Raw genomic sequence first — 16,056 nt, forward strand, 5'->3', positions numbered from 1 at the left:
CCGGCCCCAGGTCACGGCCGGGCGACCCGCACCTGCGGCGCTCTGGGAGAATGGCTCGGTCCACCGCCCCGCACACGAAGGATCACCGCAGCTCCGATGGCCGAGCAGACCACCCCGACCGACGCCCCCGCCATCGACCCCGCCGACCTGGCCACCTGCCTGCGCGTCCTCGAACAAGCCGGACAGCTCGACAAGGACCACCCGGACTCCGTCACCGTGCAGCGCGCCGTCGGGCACATGTTCAAGAAGTTCAAGCGCAACAAGCGCATCGCCACCCGCGACGCCATCGCCACCGCCGACAAGGAAGTCGTGGCCGCCACCGCCACCGGCTCACCCAACCGCATCGACGACGAAACCGCCGGGATCCAGATCAGCTCCGCCACCGAAGGCGGCAGCGCCGGAACCCTGCTGCGGGCACGGCCCTGCTACATATGCAAACAGCGCTATACGCGCGTGGACGCCTTCTACCACCAGCTCTGCCCCGACTGCGCCGCCAAGAGCCACGCCAAACGTGACGCCGGCACCGACCTCACCGGCAAGCGCGCCCTGCTCACCGGCGGCCGCGCCAAGATCGGCATGTACATCGCGCTGCGCCTGCTGCGCGACGGCGCCCACACCACCATCACCACCCGCTTCCCCAACGACGCCATCCGCCGCTTCGCCGCCCAGCCCGACAGCGCCGACTGGCTGCACCGGCTCCGCATCATCGGCATCGACCTGCGCGACCCCGCCCAGGTCGTCGCCCTCGCCGACGACGTCGCCGCCCAGGGCCCGCTCGACATCCTCATCAACAACGCCGCACAGACCGTGCGCCGCTCGGTCGGCGCCTACAGCGCCCTCGTCGAAGCCGAGAACGGACCGCTGCCCGCCGGCGAACTGCCCGACGTGATCAGCTTCGGCAAGACCATGCAGGCCCACCCCACCGCGCTGACCGCCAGCCTCACCCCCAACCTCACCGCCGCCGACATCACCGACCTCGCCCTGATCGCGGGATCGGCCACCCCCGAACGCATTTCGCAGGGTGTGGCCATCGACGCGGGCGGCCTGGTGCCCGACCTCGCCCACACCAACAGCTGGGTGCAGAACGTCGGCGAGGTCGACGCCACCGAACTGCTCGAGGTGCAGCTCTGCAACTCGGTCGCGCCGTTCATCCTCATCTCCCGACTACGCCCCGCCATGGCCGCCGCTCCCGCCCGCCGCAAGTACGTCGTCAATGTCTCCGCCATGGAAGGCGTCTTCGCCCGCGGTTACAAGGGCGCGGGCCACCCGCACACCAATATGGCCAAGGCCGCGCTGAACATGCTGACCCGCACCAGCGCCCGCGAGATGTTCGAGTCCGACAAGATCCTCATGACCGCCGTCGACACCGGCTGGATCACCGACGAGCGACCGCACTACACCAAGATCCGTCTCGCCGAGGAAGGCTTCCACGCACCCCTCGACCTGGTCGACGGCGCGGCCCGCGTGTACGACCCGATCGTGCGCGGCGAAGCCGGCGATGACCTGTACGGCTGCTTCCTCAAGGACTACGAACCCTCCAACTGGTAGCGATCCCCCACCGAACCGGCCCCCTCCCCTCCTGGTTGATCTTTAGAAGGTGAGGGGGCCGGAACCGGGCTGTTCTGAAAAGAGTGAGCATTCATGTTTAGATGCGCATATTTCCGTATTCACATGGTTGATCTTCCGGGTTCCACATCGGCTGCCACCGCGGGGCGGCAGTATGGGTTGAGGACTTTCCTAGCCCTGAGCTGTGCTGCCCCGAGACATTCGCGGTCCACTACCCCACGTCCCCGGTGGGCCGTCATCGACGCACTCCCCTACCAGGACAGGTGATCTCATGAGCGGTAAGTCTGTGGTCAGCACGGTCCGGGACCGGTTGCCGTTCCTGCGGTGGTCGGTGATCCGCTTCGCGGTGGGCGGGCGGACCTTCGCACGAACCGGGCAGGTCGGCGACGGCCGGGAGGACGCGGCACGGGAGTACGTCCTCGCCCACGGAACCGCCGGCGACCCGGACAGCGTGCTCGCGGCGTATGACAGCTTCGCGCGCACCCGCAGCATGCTGGTGAACGTCGGTGACGAGAAGGGGCTGATCCTGGACGCGGCCGTGCGCCGCGTCTCCCCCACCCTGGCGCTCGAGCTGGGCGGCTACTGCGGGTACAGCGCGGTGCGGATCGGCCGGGCGCTCGCGCCGGACGCGCGGCTGGTGTCGGTCGAGCTCAACCCCGAGAATGCCGCGATCGCGCGGACCCTGCTCGCACACGCGGGGCTGGCCGATCGGGTGACCGTGGTCGTGGGCGCCGTCGGCGATGGGGGCGACACCGTGACGCGCCTGGCGGAGGAGAACGGATTCGGTCCCGGCGCACTCGACTTCGTCTTCCTCGACCACGACAAGAAGGCCTATCTGCCCGATCTGAAGACCATTCTGCAGGCAGGCTGGCTGCACCCGGGCAGCCTCGCGGTCGCCGACAATGTCCGCATTCCGGGCGCACCGGACTACTTGCGGTACATGCGCGACTCCGAGGGCCGCACGTGGCGCACCGTCGAACACGACACTCACGTCGAGTATCAATCGCTGCTCAAAGACCTTGTCCTGGAGTCGGAGTACATCGGCTGAGAGCCCACCTATCCTGGGTTCATGGTCTACCGGCTGCTGGCCGACGCGACCGCGGTCGTGCACTTCGCGTTCGTGGCCTATGTCGTGGTGGGCGGGTTCATCGCCTGGCGGTGGCCGCGCACGATCTGGCTGCACCTGCTCGCCTTCGGGTGGGGGTTCAGCACGGTGCTGTTCAAGGTCGAGTGCCCGCTGACGAATCTGGAGAACTGGGCGCGCCACCGCGCGGGCGAGGTGGGGTTGCCGCCGAGCGGATTCATCGACCACTACATCACCGGCGTGCTCTATCCCCGTAGCGCGTTGGAGGAGGTGCGGTTGCTGGTGGTGGTGTGCGTCGTCGTTTCCTGGGTGGGCCTGTATCTGCTGTCGCGGCGGCGGGCCGTCACACCGCGGCCTTGATCGCACGGATCGGTGTCGTCAACGCCACCGTGAGGGCGAGAGCGGTCGCGATCGCCAGGGCCAGCAGGGATTTCGCGGCGTCGGCCGGAGACCAGCCGCCGGCCTCGATGACTGGTTGCAGCGCGGTGGTGGGCAGGTACGGCTGAATGTCCGGGACGGTCGAGAGCAGCAGGCAGACCACGTACAGCCCGGCGGTGACCGCGGCCGCGAGGCCCGCTGACCCGAGTCGCGCCGCCATCGCCGCGGTGAACAAGGCGAACAGCACGATCGCGAAGGCTTGGACCGCAAGCGAACCCAGCGCCGGAGCGAGCGGATAGGAGCCGAAGAGCGCCCAGCACTCGTAGAGCGCGACCGCGGCCCCGATCGTCGCGGCCACCGCGATCACGGCGGCGGAGACGAGCAGGCGCGGCAGATACAGCCGGACCGGCGAGACTTCCCGGCTGAAGTAGAAGATGCCCACCGGATCGGTACTGCGGATCGCGCACGCCTGCGCCGCCAGGATCATGGCCACAGCGGCGACGAGCAGTCCGGTGTTCTTCATGTACTGCTGCAACCCGTCCCGCCAGTCGGGTACCCGCAGGAGTTTGATGTCGGCCGAGTTCCCGATCAGGTCGGGCAGGTACTTCGCGCCGAACAGCGAGACGCAGCCGAAGAGCACGAACGCCGCGGCGAGCGCCACGAGCCGCCGGGTCCGCACCCACCGGAGCCACTCCACGCGTAAGACGGTGCTGTTCATGCCTTCTCCCCTATCGCGGCGAAGAACGCGTCGGTGAGGGTCGGACGCGTGATCCGGATGTCGTCGAGCTCGCCGCTGCGCGCGGACGCGTCGGCCAGCGCCGAACCCCATCGTGCGTGTTCGGCTTCGATGACCTGTCCGTCCCGCAGCGCGATGCGCAGGGTCGGCGGAGTCGTGTGCTGTTGCAGGAAGTCCTCCGTCTCCCCCGCGAAGACAGCCCTCCCGCGGTGCAGGACCAGCAGCCGGTCGGCCAGGTCCTGGACGTCGGCGAGCAGGTGGCTGGAGAAGACGACGGTCATCCGCTCACCGAGTTCGCGCATCAGGGCCAGGACGGCCGCGCGCCCCTCGGGATCGAGTGCGCTGGTGGGTTCGTCGAGGATCAGCACCTCGGGTGCGCGCACCAGCGCCGCAGCAATACCCAAGCGCTGCAACATGCCTCGCGAGAAGCCACCCGCTCGCCGGTGGGCATGCCGTTCCAGGTCGACGGCCGCGAGCGCCGCGTCGTCCGACCAGCCGCCGGTGTCGCGGGCCGCGCCGATGGCACGCGATTGCGCGAGCACCTCGCGCGCCGACAGCCACGGTTCGAATCCCGGTGTGTCCGGGCAGTATCCGATGGCGCCGAGCCCGATCGGCACCCGCACCGCGCCCGCGCTGACCGGTTGCAGGCCCAGCAGACTGCGAATGATGGTGGTCTTGCCCGCCCCGTTGAGCCCGATCAGTCCGACGACGCCGGGACCGTCCACGGTCCAATCGACGCCGTCGAGGGCGGTGAAGTCGCCGAAGCGCACCGAGACGCCGGCGACCTCGAGGTACGGCTCAGCCACGGGCACCGCCACTTTCGCGCCCCGCCACCAGATAGATGATTCCGCCGAGGGGAATGCTGATCAGGCAGACGATCGCCCACGCCCACTTGGGCAGGTACTTCACCTGCGACCGGGACAGGTCGTACCAGCAGAAACCGACGAACCCGACCGCGATCGCGATCAGTGGGACCAGTGCTGCCACCGGAATGTTGGACACCGCGTTTCCTCTCCCCGTACGACCCGGCCATTGTTACCAGATCTGAGAACATTATCAATGCCGGTAGCGATCGCTGCTAGTGTCGAGGCGGTGAACTCCGTCGAACTTCTGCTCCATCCGGTTCGGCTGCGCATCGTGCAGGCCTTCCTGGGCGATCGGACGCTCACCACGAGCGAATTGAACACCGAACTCGGTGATGTGCCCCCGGGCAGCCTGTACCGCCACGTCGCCCGGCTGGTGGCCGCCGAAGTGCTCGACGTGGTCGCCGAGCGCCGGGTGCGCGGCACCGTGGAACGCACCTACCGGCTGCGGCTGGCCGCGGCTCAGGTCACCCCGGAGGAGCTGGGCACCCTGGGCCCGGAGGACCATCGGCGCGCCTTCATGGCCTACATCGCCGGGGTCATGGCCGACTTCGACCGCTACCTCGATCGCGGCGATATCGACTTCGTCCGCGACGGCGTCGGCTACCGGATGGCCGGGTTGTGGCTCGACGACGAGGAATTCGCCGATCTCGCCGCCGACCTGGGCAGGATCGTCGCGGCGCGGCTGGCCAACGGTCCCGGGCCGGGTCGCCGGCGGCGGCTGCTGCGCACCGTCGTGATCCCCGACGATTCGGCCGCCGCGGGCGAATCCGCTTCGGGGCGTGCATAATCGCGCTGGCCAGACGAATGTGAATTAAGGGGTTTTCATGGGTGGCGGTTCGATCGGTTCCTTCCTGCACCAGCGGGTGGTGTTCCCGGTGCGCCAGGCGATCGGGATGGCGCGTGGTATCGGAACCTTCACGCGCACCGGCCAATTCGGCGACGGGCGGGAGGCCGCGGTGCGTGATCACGTGCTCGCCACCGCCGAGCAGGGCGATCCCGAGAGCGTGCTGGACGCCATCGACACCTTCGCCCGCACTCGCAACAACCTCGTGAACGTGGGTGACGAGAAGGGCCTGCTGCTGGATGCCGCGGTGCGCAAGGCCGATCCGACGGTGCTGCTCGAGCTGGGCACCTACATCGGCTACAGCGCGGTGCGCACCGGGCGCACGATGCCCGCGGGCGCGCGGCTGATCTCGATCGAGTTCAGTGCCGCCAATGCCGAGGTGGCGCGCGACATCATCGCCCACGCCGGGCTGGCGGACCGGGTGACGGTCGTGGTCGGCACCATCGGCGACGGCGGTGAGACGATCCGACGACTCACCGAGGAGCACGGAATAACCGAGGGCACGGTCGATTTCGTCTTCGTCGATCACGACAAGTCCGCGTATCTCGCCGATCTGCAGCGCATTCTGGACGCGGGGTGGCTGCATGCCGGGACGATCGTCGTCGCCGACAACATGCGGATTCCGGGCGCGCCCGACTACCTGAGCTACATGCGCGAGGCCGAGGGCAAGACCTGGCGCACCGTCGAGCACGACACCCACGTCGAATACCAGTCCCTGCTCAAGGACCGGGTACTCGAGTCGGAGTACCTGGGCTGACCGCGCATCCGCCGCCGCACCGAGGCGCGGCGGCGGATCCCGGCTCCTTCAGTTCGATCCGTCAGGGGCCAGCGCCCGGTTGATGGAGTCGGCGAGGGCCTTGATGTTCTCGGGCAGGTCCAGATAGAAGTGGCCGCCCTCGAAGGTGGCGAGATCGAAATCGGCGGTGGTGAAGTCGCGCCACTGCCCGGCCTGGTCGGCCGAGGTGGTCGGGTCCGAGGAGCTGATCAGCGCGGTGATCGGCGTGCGCAGTGGTGCGCCGGTCTGGTGCCGGTAGGTCTCGACCGCGCGATAGTCGGTGCGGACCGCCGGGAGGACCAGATCGGCCAGCCCCGGCTCGTCGCGCAGGATGCGCACCGAGGCCGGATCGTTCGACAGGCGTTCGAGTTCGGCGATGAGGCCCTCGTCCGGGCCCTCGTGCAGGCGCCCCGCCTCCTCGTGCACCGGCGCGGGACGGCCGGAGACGAACAGGTGCGTCACCTCGCGCCCGCCCGCCTCGACCCGGCGGGCGGTCTCGTAGGCGACGGTCGCGCCCATGCTGTGCCCGAAGATGGCCAGCCGCACGTCTTTCGGCCAGGCCAGCAGGTCGGTGGCGGCGTGTCCGGCCAGTTCGGTGAGCGCGGGGACGGGTGGGTCGCCGAGGCGGTCCTGCCGCCCGGGGTACTGCACGCCGAACACCGCGGTGCCCACGCCGAAGCGCTGGGCCAGCTGCCGATAGGCGCCCACGGAGCCGCCGCCGGGCGGAAAGCACACCAGCACGGTCTCGGGGGCGGGATCGGGCTTCAGTTCGCGCAACCAGGTGGTTCCGGGAAGTCGATGGGCGCTCATCCGAACGAGTATGCCCCGAGATCTCGCGTCGGGCTCGCACGTGGTCCCGGCGTTAGAGTCGGCTCGTGACCACCTATGACGCGCTGATTCGCGACTACGAGACCGGAATCGGGGTTGCCGGGGCACCGGTGCCGCCGCTCGATCCGGGCACGAATCTGGCTGCGACGCTGCCGGTCTGGGCGCTGGCCGGGGGCGCGGTCGCGGCCTTCGCCGGTGCTGCCGACCGGTGGCGCGACGTCTGCGGCGTGACGCCGTTGCGCAGCGTCGTCGATCCCGGCCGTGTCGCGGCGGCCTTCCAGAGCGACAAGCTGCTGCGGATCGATGGGCGGCAGCCGCGAATGTTCGCGGAGCTGTCGGGCTTCTTCCCGACCGCGGACGGCTGGGTGCGCACGCACGCCAATTACCCGCACCATCGGACGCGCCTGCTGGCGGCGCTGGATCTGCCCGCCGAGGCCGGGCCCGAGGATTTCACCCGGCGGGTCGCGACGCTCACGGCCGCCGATGTCGAACAGCGCGCCGCCGAGCACGCGGCCGTCGCGTTCCGGGTGCGCACCGAGCAGGAGTGGGCCGACAGCCCGCAGGGCAAGGTCGCCGCGTCCGGCCCGCTGGTCGCGCTCGACGCCCGCGACGATCGAGGCGCGCTCGACTCACTCAGCGCGGCAACGGCGATGCTGCCGCTGCGCGGGATCCGAGTGCTGGATCTGACCCGGGTGATCGCCGGCCCGGTGGCGACACGGGCATTGGCCCTGCTGGGAGCCGATGTGTTGCGGATCGACCCGCCGGAACTGCCGGAGATCGACTGGCAGTTCCTGGACACCTGTCAGGGGAAGCGCTCCACTGTAGTCGATTTGCGCACCGGACTTCCGGTCTTTCGCGAATTGATCAGCAATGCAGACATAATCATCTCGGGTTACCGACCGGGCAGCTTGGAACGACTCGGAGTGCGGCCCGGCGATATTCGACCGGGAATTGTGCACGGCCGAGTTTCGGCGTGGGGCGAACAGGGTCCGTGGGGAGATCGCCGCGGTTTCGACAGCATCGTGCAGGCCGCATCCGGAATTTCTCTGATCGAAGGCACGCGGGATAATTCGCGCACCGAACCGGTCGTGGGCGCCCTCCCGGCCCAGGCCCTCGACCACGCCAGCGGGTACCTGCTCGCGGCGGGCGTGCTGGACGCGCTGTGCGCGCGTCGCGCCGACGGTCGCGGTCGCGATGTCCGGGTCGCCCTGGCCCGCACCGCATCCTGGCTGATCACCGCGCCGGGTCGGATGCCCGGGCACGCACCGGCGCAGGTCCCGGATCCGCGCTACACGGTGACGCACGCCGCGGTGAGCACCGCGGGCCCGGCGTTGAGCGAGTATCCGGACTTCCCATGGCCCGCTCCGGCCTCCGGATCGAGCGTTCCCGAATGGAAAGCCCGACCGGACGGTTCGTAACTGCGGCGAATGTATACAAGCTGCTGCACGCACACCCGTAAGTACATCCGCCAAATAGTCGAATTGCCTTGCAATGCAGCGTTTTCGACACGCCGCACTTATCCCCCGTCCGGCGTTAATAAATGAGACCCTGAAACCGACATCAAAATTGTCGACTCGTATGTCGACATGCGGATGGAGGACGTCACCGTGGACACACCTGCTCCCTTGCTCACCGCCGCCAGCGACGCCGGCGCCACCAAGGTAGGGAGACGGGAATGGGCCGGACTGTCGGTGCTCGCACTGGCGTGCCTGGTCTACTCGATGGACCTGACGGTCCTGCACCTGGCGGTACCGCAGATCAGCGAGGTCCTGCGGCCGACCAGTTCCCAATTGCTGTGGATCATCGACGTTTACGGATTTCTCGTCGCGGGTTTGCTGCTCACCATGGGCACCATCGGCGACCGCATCGGCCGCCGCCGGTTGCTGATGGTCGGAGCGGCCGCGTTCGCGGCGATCTCGGTGATCGCGGCCTTCGCGCCGTCCGCGCCGGTGCTCATCGCCTGCCGGGCGCTGCTCGGCGTCGCCGGGGCCACCCTGGCGCCCTCCACACTCTCGTTGATCTTCACCATGTTTCGCGATGCCGGGCAACGGTCGGTGGCGGTCGGGGTGTGGGTGGGCGCCTATTCGGTCGGCGGCTCCATCGGGCCGCTGGCGGGCGGGCTGATGCTCGAACACTTCTGGTGGGGGTCGGTGTTCCTGCTCGCGGTGCCGGTCATGGTGCTGCTGATCGTGCTCGCGCCCCGGGTGCTGCCCGAATTCCGTGATCCCGACGCGGGCCGCCTCGATCCGGTGAGCGCCGCGCTGTGCACGGCGGCGGTGCTGCTGGTGGTGTTCGGCATGAAGCAGGCTGCACAGGACGGACCCGGCCCGATCGCGCTGGCGGCGTTGACCACGGGCGTCGCGATCGGGGTGATCTTCGTTCGGCGGCAGCTCAACACGCCGGAGCCGATGCTGGATCTACGCCTGTTCCGACTAGGCAGCTTCCGGACCGCGCTGACCATCAATATGGTGGCCATCTTCGTCGCGTTCGGATACGCGCTGTTCGTGGGCCAATACTTTCAGCTGGTGCTGGGCATGTCGCCGCTGCGCGCCGGACTGGCCACCATCCCGGCGGGCCTGGGCTTCATGGTCGGCTCCCAATTGGGGCCGCGCATCATGAAAGTGGTGCGGCCCGCCTACATGATCGGCGCGGGCATGGCCCTGGCCGCCTGTGGACTGCTGCTGCTCACCCAGATCACCACCTCGGGCGGGGTGGAGCTCACCATCGTGGCGTCGCTGCTGGTGTCGTTCGGTCTGGCACCGGTTTTCGGGGTGACCACCGAGCTGATCGTCGGCACCGCGCCGCCGGAGCAGGCGGGGGCGGCGTCCGGGCTCTCGGAGACCGGGGCCGAGTTCGGTGGCGCGTTCGGGATCTCCATCCTCGGCAGCATCAGCATCGCCATCTACCGCAGTCAGCTCACCGCCGGTCTGCCCTACGGCATGCCGGACTCCGATGCCCGCGCGGCCCGCGACACGCTCGGCGCGGCACTCGAGGTGGCCCGCACCATGCCGGGCAAACTGGGCAGCACCGTCGCAGAGGCGGCCAAGCACGCCTTCCTCACCGGTATGCACCTGACCTCGGCGATCGCGGCGGGGGCCGCCTTACTGCTGGGCGTCATCGCCGTCACCCGGCTGCGGCACGTACCGCCGAGCTGAGATCACTTCCCTCGGATCGCCGCGACCGCGGTCACCAGTTCGTCGCCGTCGATCCAATCCGCGCCGGGCGCGATGATCATTTGCACGGCCAAGCCCTGGAACAGCACGAACAGCAGCTTGGCGACCGCGGCGGCCTGATCGTCACTCAGATCGGTGTGCACCGCCTGAACCGAGGCCGCGATGTCCCGGTGCGCGTGCGCACTCGCCTCGGCCATGAAGACCTGTTGCGCGGGATCGCGCGCGATCTGCAGTCCGTTCTCGGTGCTGAGCAGCAGGCCGTCGCGATTGCTATGGATCACGTCGACGAAGCCGTTCCAGGTGGCGGCCAACGACTCCCACAGGGTGTGACCCTCCCCCGCGTCGCGAATGGCCGCCTCCATGCCGTCACCGATCTCGGTGCCGACGCCCATGGTGATGGCCTCGGTGACCAACTGGTCCTTGGAGCCGAAGTGATAACCGATGGCGGCGAGGCTGACACCGGCGGCGGAGGCGATGTCCCGGGCGGTCACCTTGGCCAGGCCGCGCTCCAGCACGGCCTGGCGCGCACCCGCCAGCAGGTCTTCTCGATTTCCCATCCCCCCACCCTATCAGCGTCTTAGACATTCGTTCCAGACACCCGTATCAAAGTCGGGTGGCATCCGTCCGGCTACCCTCGGACCTGTGCGGCAGAAGATCCTCATGGACAACGACACCGGCATCGATGACGCCCTCGGTCTGCTCTACCTGCTCGCCTCCCCCGAGGCCGAGATCATCGGAATCGCCTCCACCGCGGGCAATGTGCCCGCACCGCGGGTCGCGGCCAATAATCTGGCGCTGCTCGAGCTCGCGCGGGCCCCGGAAATCGAAGTGGCACAAGGGGCGTTGACGCCCCTGGCGGTGCCGCTGCGCACCACCGAGGACACGCACGGGCCGCAGGGGGTCGGATACGCCGAGCTGCCGCCGAGCAAGCGCACGCTGTCGAATCGGTCCGCCGCGCAGCTGTGGGTCGACCTGGCCCGCGAGCACCCCGGCGAGATCGTCGGCCTGTGCACCGGTCCGCTCACCAATCTCGCCTTGGCGCTGCGCATGGAACCGCAACTGCCGCAGCTGCTCCGGCGGCTGGTCATCATGGGCGGGGCGTTCAATCACCCGGGCAACACCACCCCCACCAACGAGTGGAACGTGCACGTGGACCCGGAGGCGGCCAAGGAGGTCTTCGACGCCTTCTCCGCCGCGCCCGCCGACCGCCGCCCGATCGTGTGCGCGCTCGACATCACCGAGACCATCGAGATGAAGCCCCCGCACCTGGCGCTGCTCGCCGAACGGGCCGGCAGCACACCGGTGGAACTGGTCACCGAGGACGATCCGCCGCACGCCCGCTCGAAGGCCGGCAATCCGCTGGTGCGGTTCCTCACCGACGCGGTGCGCTTCTACTTCGACTTCCACAAGCTCTACGACCAGGGCTATCTGGCGCACATGCACGACCCGTTCGCGGCCGCGGTGGCGCTGGACCCCAGCCTGGCCGTCACGAAGCCCGCGACGGTCGACGTGGAGTTGACCGGCACCCTCACCCGCGCCACCACGGTGGCCGACTGGGCGGGGATGTGGGGCCGGGAACCCAACGCGGACATCGTGGTCGCGACCGGGCCCGAGGAGTTCTTCGAGCGGCTGATCGGCCGCGTCGGCGATTACGCGCGAACGGTGTTCGCGGAAGGAGATACCGACCGGTGACCGGCGGAACAGACCTCGACTACGTCACCGGATTCCGCGAGCGGCTCGGGCTGCCCGGAATCATCGACGTGCACACGCATTTCATGCCCGAGCAGGTGCTGCGCAAGGTGTGGACCTACTTCGACACCGCCGGACCACTGGTGGGCCATCGCGAATGGCCGATCACCTACCGCGACGAGGAGCAGGTGCGGCTGAAGACGTTGCGCGGGTTCGGGGTGAGCGCCTTCACCTCGATGATCTATCCCCACAAACCGGACATGGCGGCCTGGCTCAACAGCTGGTCCGCCGACTTCGCCGCCCGCACGCCGGACTGCCTGCACACCTCGACCTTCTATCCGGAGCCGGGCGCGCCCGCGTACGTGCGCGCCGCGCTGGAGTCCGGGACGCGAATCTTCAAGCTGCACATCCAGGTCGGTCACTACCACCCGGCCGATCCGCTGCTCGACGAGGTGTGGGGCCTGATCCAGGACGCGGGCACGCCGGTGGTGATCCACTGCGGATCCGGGCCCGCCGCCGGGGAATTCACCGGTCCCGAGCCCATCGCGGCCCTGCTGCGGCGCTTCCCGCGACTACGGCTGATCATCGCGCACATGGGCGCTCCGGAATACGGCGAATTCCTCGACATCGCCCAGGCTCATGACGGCGTCCTGCTCGACACCACCATGAACTTCACCGATTTCTTCGAAGCCGCGGACCCCTTCCCCACCGCCGAACTCCCCCGCGTCCGCGATCTGGGCGACCGCATCCTGTTCGGCAGCGACTTCCCGAACATCCCCTACCCGTACGGGCACGCGCTGTTCGCGCTGGAACGCCTGGACCTCGGCGACGACTGGCTGCGCGCGGTCTGTCACGATAACGCGGCACGCGTGTTCACTCTCGGATAGCACCTCACGTCCTGGCGATATCGAGAAAGGCGGGCCGGTCATGCGGTTGGTCGCGGAAATCCTCGTCGGATTGCTCGCCGCGTTGCACGTCTACATCCTGGTCATGGAGATGTTCCTGTGGACCACGCCCCGGGTTCGCGCGAACTTCGGCACCACCGCCGAGTTCGCCGAGGAGACCAAGGTGCTGGCCGCCAATCAGGGCCTCTACAACGGTTTCCTGGCCGCGGGCCTGATCTGGGGCCTGATCGCGTCCGATCCGGTCGGGCAGGCCGCGAAGATCTTCTTCGCCGCCTGCGTGGTGGTGGCCGGACTCTACGGCGCGGCCACCGCGAGCCGGCGGATCCTGTTCGCCCAGGCGGTGCCGGGCGCGATCACGCTGGCCGCGGTGCTGCTGGCCGGATAGCGGCTAGCCGCCGGAGACGCTGAGCGCGATTTTGGCGTTGCGGCCCGGCCGCTCGCTGGCCGCGGCCGCCTCGGCGGCCTGCTCGAGCGGGTACGCGGTCTCGACGGGCAGATCCAGCACGCCCTGGGCGGCCAGGGTGACCAGTTCGGTGATGAGGCGGCGACGCTCCGCGCCGCCGATCTCCTCGGCCCGCTTGGAGCCCCAGAAGCCCTTCACCACGGCCTGTTTGAAGATGATCGGGCCGGGGTTGAGCACCAGCGGCTGACCGGAGAGCGCACCGAACGTGATCAGCTCGCCGCGCGGCGCCAGCACCGTGAGCAGATCATCGGCGGCCTTGCCACTGACCTGGTCGACGGCGCGCACGATCGGCTCACCACCGGTGACCTCGGCGGCCCGCTCGACCCAGCCGGCGGACTCGGTGTCGAGCACCGGTTCGAAACCCAGCTCCCGCAAGGACTTCGCGGCGGCCTCGCTGCGCACCAGATTGAGCACCCGCACGCCGCGGGCACGAGCCAGCAGGTTCAGCAGCCGCCCGACCGCACCGTTGGCGGCATTGATCGTGATCCATTGCCCGGGTTCGACATTCAGGTCCTCGAGCAGCATGAGCGCGCTCAGCGGCATGGCCAGCAGCTGGCTCGCGGTCGCGTCGGACACCGAGTCCGGCACCGGCACCACCCCGCCCGCCGGGGCGACGAAGTACTCCGCCCACGCGCCCTGCACACCCGAGACCGTCACGCGCTGACCGACTTCCAGGCCGGTGACACCCGCGCCGAGGGCGTCGACTCGGCCGACGGCCTCGGTGCCGGGGACGGCGGGCAGCTCCGGCCGGTAGCCGTAGATGCCGCGAATGATGGCCAGGTCGTGATTGTGGATGGGGGCCAGGGTGGTGGCGACGCGCACCTCGCCCGGGCCGGGTTCGGGCACCGGCCGTTCCGACGTGGTCAGCACGTCCTTCGGCTCGCCGAATGCTTCGATGACCACCGCGCGCATGGGAGGGTTCATCAGGGGTTCTCCTTCGATCGGGGGTGGGCGGCCAAGGCCGCGGTGAGCCTGTGCAGGGTCGTCCGCAGGTCGGCCAGTTCGGTGGTGGACATGCCGGAGATCTCCTCGGCGCGTCCGGGGATGTGGCAGGCGGCGGCGCGCAGGTCGCGGCCGCGCTCGGTCAGGCCGATCCGGACGCGACGTTCGTCGGTCGTGGAGCGGCGGCGGGTCACGAAGCCCGCCGTTTCGAGGCGCTTCAGCAGGGGTGAGAGCGTGCCCGAATCCAGGTCCAGTGCCGTGCACAGATCGCCGACAGTTCGCTCGTCGCGCTGCCAGAGCGCGGCCAGGACCAGATATTGCGGATAGGTGATGCCGAGCGCGTCGAGCTTGGACCGGTACAACCCGGTCATCGCCCGCGACGCCGCGTACAGCGCGAAGCACAGCTGGTTCTCCAGTGCCTGCTCATCGGTCACGTACAACACGGTAGCCAGCAATTAGATTGTGCACAATCTATCTGCCGGTCTGCTCCGTCACACCGCCGACGCGGAGACGATGCACGGTGATAGCCATCCGATTTGTCCGGCAAACCCCGGACATTCGGGATACGTTGCCCTGGAACGCGTTCCAATCGAGGAACACCGAACAGCGGGGAGTTGCAATGACGCATGAGGTAGTGAGCCGGATCGAAGAGCTGTCTGGACAGTTCGCGGCGACTGCCCCGGAAACCGAGCGGCTGGGGAAGCTCTCCGACGAGAGCGTGAAGCTGCTCCGCCAGACCGGCATCATGCGGATGCTGCAGCCGACCGAGTACGGCGGCCTGGCCGCGCACCCGCGCGACTACGCCGAGGCGGTCATGGCCGTGGCCAAGAACTGCGGATCCACCGGATGGGTGACCGGCGTGGTCGGCGCGCACCCGTGGGAGATGGCGCTGATGGACCGCAAGCTGCAGGACGAGGTGTGGGGCGAGAACCCCGAAGCCTGGATCGCCTCGCCGTACGCGGTGATGGGCGTCGCGAAGCAGACCGACGGCGGGTACACGCTGAACGGGCGCTGGGCCTTCTCCTCCGGCACCGACCACTGCGACTGGATCTTCCTGGGCGCGTTGCTCGCCGACCCCGAGGGGAATCCGGTGATGCCCCCGAGCGTGCTGCACGTGGTGCTGCCGCGCAAGGACTACACCATCGTCGACGACTCCTGGGACGTCATCGGGCTGCAGGGCACCGGGTCCAAGGACATCATCGTCGACGGCGCCTTCATTCCGGCCTACCGGACCATCGAGATGGAGGCGGTCGCCGAAGGCGAGCTGGCCGCCGAGCGCGCGGGCCGCACCGACACCGTCTACAAGCTGCCGTTCTGGTCGATGTTCCCACTCGGCATCACCGCCGCGGTCATCGGGATCGCCGAGGGCGCGCTCGCGTCGCACCTCGACTACCAGCGCAATCGCGTCACCGCCACAGGCTCCATGATCAAGGACGACCCGATCGTGCTGTCGGCCATCTCCGAGGCCGCCGCCGACATCGCGGCCTCGCGCACCCAGCTGCTCGACGGCATCAGCCGCCTCTACGATCTCGCCGACGCGGGCAAGCCCATCTCGTTCGAGGACCGATCCGTGGTACGCCGCAATCAAGTTCGCTGCGCCTGGCGAGCGGTGGACGCCGTGGACCAGATCTTCGCGCGATCCGGCGGCAATGCGGCGCGGCGGCAGAACGTCATGCAGCGGTTCTGGCGTGACGCGCACGTGGGGTTGCAGCACGCCATCCACACGCCCGGATCGATCTACCACTCGACCGCGCTGACCACGATGGGCCTGGAGCCCGAGGGCCCGCTGCGCATGATGATCTGACAT

The 16,056-nt window shown here is 68.9% G+C and carries 18 protein-coding genes; 11 read left to right on the top strand and 7 right to left on the bottom strand.

What is annotated here, in order from left to right:
* Nucleotides 1-96 precede the first annotated feature (96 nt).
* The 3 genes from ABZ382_RS01440 (at nucleotide 97) to ABZ382_RS01450 (ending at nucleotide 3,010) form a co-directional block, all read left to right on the top strand.
* Nucleotides 97-1,548, top strand: coding sequence for an SDR family NAD(P)-dependent oxidoreductase (locus ABZ382_RS01440; RefSeq protein WP_357082186.1), 1,452 nt, complete (start codon nucleotides 97-99; stop codon nucleotides 1,546-1,548).
* Between the two features lie 289 nt (nucleotides 1,549-1,837).
* Complete coding sequence (locus ABZ382_RS01445; protein ID WP_357082188.1) at nucleotides 1,838-2,614, top strand: class I SAM-dependent methyltransferase; 777 nt, start codon at nucleotides 1,838-1,840, stop codon at nucleotides 2,612-2,614.
* A gap of 21 nt (nucleotides 2,615-2,635) precedes the next feature.
* Nucleotides 2,636-3,010: a DUF2784 domain-containing protein gene (locus ABZ382_RS01450; RefSeq protein WP_357082190.1), complete on the top strand. Its 375-nt coding sequence runs from the start codon at nucleotides 2,636-2,638 to the stop codon at nucleotides 3,008-3,010.
* On the opposite strand, the gene ABZ382_RS01455 is transcribed toward ABZ382_RS01450, so the two are convergent.
* Genes ABZ382_RS01455 through ABZ382_RS01465 form a run of 3 tightly spaced genes read right to left on the bottom strand, consistent with a single transcriptional unit; the run spans nucleotide 2,994 to nucleotide 4,766 of the window.
* Nucleotides 2,994-3,746, bottom strand: a complete 753-nt coding sequence (locus ABZ382_RS01455; protein ID WP_357082193.1) for a hypothetical protein — start codon at nucleotides 3,744-3,746, stop codon at nucleotides 2,994-2,996. The genes ABZ382_RS01450 and ABZ382_RS01455 overlap by 17 nt on opposite strands.
* Entirely contained in the window at nucleotides 3,743-4,570 is an 828-nt protein-coding gene (locus tag ABZ382_RS01460; RefSeq protein ID WP_357082195.1) for an ABC transporter ATP-binding protein, read from the bottom strand. Before ABZ382_RS01460 ends, ABZ382_RS01455 begins: the two co-directional genes overlap by 4 nt.
* Entirely contained in the window at nucleotides 4,563-4,766 is a 204-nt protein-coding gene (locus ABZ382_RS01465; RefSeq protein ID WP_357082197.1) for a PLDc N-terminal domain-containing protein, read from the bottom strand. Before ABZ382_RS01465 ends, ABZ382_RS01460 begins: the two co-directional genes overlap by 8 nt.
* A 90-nt stretch (nucleotides 4,767-4,856) precedes the next feature.
* Here ABZ382_RS01465 and ABZ382_RS01470 point away from each other — a divergent pair, with 90 nt between their 5' ends.
* The gene (locus ABZ382_RS01470; protein ID WP_357082199.1) at nucleotides 4,857-5,417 is read left to right on the top strand and encodes a helix-turn-helix domain-containing protein; all 561 of its coding nucleotides are present in this window, start codon (nucleotides 4,857-4,859) and stop codon (nucleotides 5,415-5,417) included.
* A 106-nt stretch (nucleotides 5,418-5,523) separates the two neighbouring features.
* Entirely contained in the window at nucleotides 5,524-6,231 is a 708-nt protein-coding gene (locus tag ABZ382_RS01475; RefSeq protein WP_357083977.1) for a class I SAM-dependent methyltransferase, read from the top strand.
* A 48-nt stretch (nucleotides 6,232-6,279) separates the two neighbouring features.
* Here ABZ382_RS01475 and ABZ382_RS01480 read toward each other — a convergent pair whose 3' ends face one another.
* Nucleotides 6,280-7,059 (bottom strand): alpha/beta fold hydrolase, encoded by a 780-nt coding sequence (locus tag ABZ382_RS01480; RefSeq protein ID WP_357082201.1) that lies wholly within the window; start codon nucleotides 7,057-7,059, stop codon nucleotides 6,280-6,282.
* A gap of 65 nt (nucleotides 7,060-7,124) precedes the next feature.
* Between ABZ382_RS01480 and ABZ382_RS01485 the strand changes: the two genes are divergently transcribed.
* Nucleotides 7,125-8,495: a CoA transferase gene (locus ABZ382_RS01485; RefSeq protein ID WP_357082203.1), complete on the top strand. Its 1,371-nt coding sequence runs from the start codon at nucleotides 7,125-7,127 to the stop codon at nucleotides 8,493-8,495.
* Nucleotides 8,496-8,663: 168 nt separating this feature from the next.
* The gene (locus ABZ382_RS01490; protein WP_357082205.1) at nucleotides 8,664-10,232 is read left to right on the top strand and encodes an MFS transporter; all 1,569 of its coding nucleotides are present in this window, start codon (nucleotides 8,664-8,666) and stop codon (nucleotides 10,230-10,232) included.
* A gap of 2 nt (nucleotides 10,233-10,234) precedes the next feature.
* Here the strand turns inward: ABZ382_RS01490 and ABZ382_RS01495 are convergent, their stop codons facing one another.
* Nucleotides 10,235-10,807, bottom strand: a complete 573-nt coding sequence (locus ABZ382_RS01495) for a helix-turn-helix domain-containing protein (RefSeq protein ID WP_357082207.1) — start codon at nucleotides 10,805-10,807, stop codon at nucleotides 10,235-10,237.
* 103 nt (nucleotides 10,808-10,910) lie between these two features.
* Here ABZ382_RS01495 and ABZ382_RS01500 point away from each other — a divergent pair, with 103 nt between their 5' ends.
* Genes ABZ382_RS01500 through ABZ382_RS01510 form a run of 3 tightly spaced genes read left to right on the top strand, consistent with a single transcriptional unit; the run spans nucleotide 10,911 to nucleotide 13,229 of the window.
* Nucleotides 10,911-11,942, top strand: a complete 1,032-nt coding sequence (locus tag ABZ382_RS01500; RefSeq protein WP_357083980.1) for a nucleoside hydrolase — start codon at nucleotides 10,911-10,913, stop codon at nucleotides 11,940-11,942.
* A complete protein-coding gene (locus ABZ382_RS01505) occupies nucleotides 11,939-12,826 on the top strand; it encodes an amidohydrolase family protein (RefSeq protein ID WP_357082209.1) in 888 nt (295 codons plus the stop codon). The genes ABZ382_RS01500 and ABZ382_RS01505 overlap by 4 nt, the downstream gene beginning before the upstream one ends.
* A gap of 40 nt (nucleotides 12,827-12,866) precedes the next feature.
* Nucleotides 12,867-13,229 (top strand): DUF1304 domain-containing protein, encoded by a 363-nt coding sequence (locus ABZ382_RS01510; protein ID WP_357082211.1) that lies wholly within the window; start codon nucleotides 12,867-12,869, stop codon nucleotides 13,227-13,229.
* A 3-nt stretch (nucleotides 13,230-13,232) separates the two neighbouring features.
* On the opposite strand, the gene ABZ382_RS01515 is transcribed toward ABZ382_RS01510, so the two are convergent.
* Entirely contained in the window at nucleotides 13,233-14,231 is a 999-nt protein-coding gene (locus ABZ382_RS01515; protein ID WP_357082213.1) for a zinc-binding dehydrogenase, read from the bottom strand.
* The gene (locus ABZ382_RS01520; RefSeq protein ID WP_357082215.1) at nucleotides 14,231-14,683 is read right to left on the bottom strand and encodes a MarR family transcriptional regulator; all 453 of its coding nucleotides are present in this window, start codon (nucleotides 14,681-14,683) and stop codon (nucleotides 14,231-14,233) included. The genes ABZ382_RS01515 and ABZ382_RS01520 overlap by 1 nt, the downstream gene beginning before the upstream one ends.
* A gap of 185 nt (nucleotides 14,684-14,868) precedes the next feature.
* On the opposite strand from ABZ382_RS01520, the gene ABZ382_RS01525 reads away from it, so the two are divergent.
* On the top strand, nucleotides 14,869-16,053 hold the full coding sequence (locus ABZ382_RS01525; RefSeq protein WP_357082217.1) for an acyl-CoA dehydrogenase family protein: 1,185 nt from the start codon (nucleotides 14,869-14,871) through the stop codon (nucleotides 16,051-16,053).
* The last annotated feature ends 3 nt before the right edge of the window (nucleotides 16,054-16,056 follow it).

Source organism: Nocardia sp. NPDC005825 (genome assembly GCF_040630175.1).
Classification (GTDB): domain Bacteria; phylum Actinomycetota; class Actinomycetes; order Mycobacteriales; family Mycobacteriaceae; genus Nocardia.